The sequence below is a fragment of the Streptomyces sp. NPDC006476 genome (assembly GCF_040612015.1).
GTDB classification, from domain to species: Bacteria; Actinomycetota; Actinomycetes; order Streptomycetales; family Streptomycetaceae; genus Streptomyces; species Streptomyces griseorubiginosus_B.
On record NZ_JBEXPK010000278.1, the window covers coordinates 1 to 1,770 of the forward strand.

At 69.2% G+C, this 1,770-nt stretch carries 2 protein-coding genes; one reads left to right on the forward strand and one right to left on the reverse strand.

Annotated elements, in window-relative coordinates:
* Positions 1 to 144 precede the first annotated feature (144 nt).
* A complete protein-coding gene (locus tag ABZZ74_RS53995) occupies positions 145 to 606 on the forward strand; it encodes a hypothetical protein (protein WP_356951423.1) in 462 nt (153 codons plus the stop codon).
* On the opposite strand, the gene ABZZ74_RS54000 is transcribed toward ABZZ74_RS53995, so the two are convergent.
* Positions 587 to 1,303: an IS5 family transposase gene (locus ABZZ74_RS54000; protein ID WP_356951424.1), complete on the reverse strand. Its 717-nt coding sequence runs from the start codon at positions 1,301 to 1,303 to the stop codon at positions 587 to 589. The genes ABZZ74_RS53995 and ABZZ74_RS54000 overlap by 20 nt on opposite strands.
* Positions 1,304 to 1,770 lie beyond the last annotated feature (467 nt).

The following is a 1,770-nucleotide window of genomic DNA, read 5'->3' on the forward strand; positions in this document are numbered from 1 at the left end:
CTAGATACACGCCGTCCCACCAGCCGACGGCGCGTTTCCGCACGTCACCCCCCAAATCCACGGACTATCCCGCTACATCACCTGCGGAACCCGGGGGAGAGATGGACGTGGTTGGTCCGCTCGTCTGGCTCGTGGAGGTCGTTGGTGGCGTCGGTGCTCGGTCTGCTGGAGGCCAGGGAGAAGAGGGTCCGGGAGGAGATCGCGCGGTTGCGGGAGGAGGTCGAGCGGGTGCAGGCCGCGCTCGGCGAGGCCGAAGCTGCGCTTCAGCGTCTGGTGGATGCCCGGGTGACGGTGACCGAGGTGCTGGCCGGTCCGCCTTCGGTGATTGCGGAGCCGCCGGGCACCGCGGTGCCCGGTTCGACGGTGCCCCGGCGGGAGACGGGCATGGCGGCGACCGTCCTCGCGCCGGACTACCAGCGGATCCTGGCGGTGCTGGAGTCGGAAGCGGGCCGGGAGGGCATGCGCTGCCAGCAACTGGCCCTCGCGCTGGGACTGGAGGTTATCCCGGCGAAGGTCGAGGGGCTGCGGTCGAAGGCGAAACGCCTGGTGGAACGAGGATGGGCACTCCAGGTGCGGCCAGGAGTATTCATCGCTTCCTCGGTGTAGGTCCTCTGAAGCCGGCCGGCCGGCGTCCGGCCAGGCGACCGCTCATGAGCATGGTCATCGACCACAGCACCATGGCCTCGTGCATGGCCGGCAGCGTCTCGTAGTCGCGCACCAGGCGACGCGAGCGCATCAGCCAGCTCAGGGTGCGCTCCACCACCCACCTGCGCGGCAGCACCACGAACCCCGTCACGTCATCAGATCGTTTGACGATCTCCAGGGTGAGCCGGAGTTTCTCGCGGGCCCAGCCGACCAGGCTCCCGGCGTATCCGCCGTCCGCCCAGATGAGACGGACGGAGAAGTACTGGCGTCGTAGCCGCTCAAGCAGGGGCACGGCGGCGTCGCGGTCCTGCACGCTCGCCGCACTCACCGTCACGGCCAGGACCAGGCCGAGGCAGTCCACCACCAGGTGACGCTTGCGGCCGCCCACCTTCTTCCCGCCGTCCCAGCCGGACGTCGACCGCGGGATGTTCCCCGCCGCCCGCACCGACTGGGAGTCCACGATCGCGGCCGTCGGGTCCGCCGTTCGGCCCTCCTTCTCCCGGACGCGGTCGCGCAGCCGGTCGTGGAGTTCAGCGAGCAGCCCCGTGACCTGCCAGCGGCGGGCGAAGGCATGCACGCGCCGATACGGCGGAAAGTCCGCGGGCAGGTTGGCCCACTTCACGCCGTTGTCCACGACATAGCGCACCGCGTCGAGCATCCAATGCCACGAAGTTAAGGCTCAGTTGACGATGTCAAGGCCCCAGGATGAGGGAGCTTGTACGTACTCGGTGCCGTTCGGATGAGTCGGCCGTTACGCGCCCAGTAGCAGAGCTGCGCGTTGAAGCCGCTCAGCACACGCCCGGTGGCGATGAGGCCGAGATGCCCTGCGATGTCACGGGCGTGCATGGCCTGGTTGGAGTTCTCCGCCAAGATCCGGCAGACCTGTCCCCAGCGGCCGGAAGCGGCCCGGTCTGGGGCAGGCGTGGTGGGGAGAACCGGTGGATGCACGGTGATGACAATGGCGGTGATCGGCGTACTGTCGCGAGGCCGCCCGTCGCGGTTCCAGATGTTGTAGCGGGATGTAGCGAGGAGGCGGCGGCTACATCATCGGCGAGAAACTCCGCTCCGGCTCTCCCGAGGTCACCGCCGCTCTGGCCCGCCCCGGCCGCTACAAGGCCGTCCGCG